Consider the following 756-nt stretch of genomic DNA (forward strand, 5'->3'; position numbering starts at 1 on the left):
ATTCTTAGAACTAGCTGATTCAAGCTCATCTCCCTCGTCTATTAAGACTTTGGAACTTTTGCAAACTTTGCCGAGCGTTGTCAAAAGCGGCACTTCATCCGATTTAGTTATCACTTTTAAATGGTTTTCTTGTATTAAAGAAAGAGCAGACTTGGCTACGAGAGTCTGCTCATGACTTAACACTCGATCTAGACCTAGGTTTAACGTTATGTAATCAATTAGAAACTCTTTACTCGGTGCAACCCTTACACCTAGTCTTTCCAGTCCCTTTTTTATGTCGAGTTGGTCGTGTTTCAAACTTCCAAGAAAATCTTCGACTGAGTGTAAGTCAGGTAAGCCGGACACTTTCCGGAAGAATACGTTTTTAGGGTTAACCCACTCCCTATTAATTAAAATTTTTTTCGGTTTATCTTCATCGCTGAGCTGTTTAGTCCTTCCGCATACAGCGTAAAACCGTATAGTTGCGTTTGACAGAAAACGTTCGTTGCTATGATTGATTGGTGTCCCAACTAATTTCTGATAATTCCGAACTTGATGTCTGGTATGGGCTAAAGTTTCCAAACCTAAGAACTTGTAGAGAGAATTTGAAGAGTCTCGACCAGACACCCTTTCTTTTTGGTTTTCACTCTCAATTCTTGGTGCAAGAAGATGAAAGCTCGGGCACAGTTTGTATTTGTAAGTACGTAGCGTGATTGAGTTAGGACTACCTAATTGCAAAGCAGCATGTTCTTTTCCATCAACGACATTTTCACCCGG

The 756-nt window shown here is 40.1% G+C and carries 1 protein-coding gene; it reads right to left on the reverse strand.

The features are described 5' to 3' along the window. The coding region (locus IQR33_RS20655) for a hypothetical protein (RefSeq protein ID WP_193844002.1) at window positions 1-756 on the reverse strand (756 nt) is incomplete at both ends.

It is taken from the genome of Vibrio sp. OPT46, assembly GCF_015163535.1.
GTDB classification, from domain to species: domain Bacteria; phylum Pseudomonadota; class Gammaproteobacteria; order Enterobacterales; family Vibrionaceae; genus Vibrio; species Vibrio alginolyticus.